The sequence below is a fragment of the Phormidium sp. CCY1219 genome (assembly GCF_035615515.1).
GTDB lineage: Bacteria > Cyanobacteriota > Cyanobacteriia > Cyanobacteriales > Laspinemataceae > CCY1219.
Genome location: NZ_JAJENT010000040.1, coordinates 1 through 260, shown reverse-complemented (window position 1 = coordinate 260; position 260 = coordinate 1). Strand labels below are relative to the sequence as shown.

Genomic DNA, 260 nt, shown 5'->3' with positions numbered 1-260 from the left:
GCCCAGGTGTTCACCACGCGACCTTGAGAGTCGATGATGGACTGGTTGAAGTTGAACCCATTCAGGTTAAACGCCATCGTGGAAATACCCAAAGCGGTAAACCAGATGCCCACAACAGGCCAAGCTGCTAAGAAGAAGTGCAAGCTGCGGCTGTTGTTGAAAGAAGCGTATTGGAAGATTAAGCGACCGAAGTAGCCGTGGGCTGCAACGATGTTGTAGGTTTCTTCCTCTTGTCCGAATTTGTAACCGTAGTTTTGAGA

1 pseudogene is annotated in these 260 nt (G+C 49.2%); it reads right to left on the bottom strand.

The annotated features are described in order from the left end of the window. A pseudogene (locus tag LKK83_RS00345) lies at positions 1-260 on the bottom strand (photosystem II q(b) protein); the annotation flags it as partial.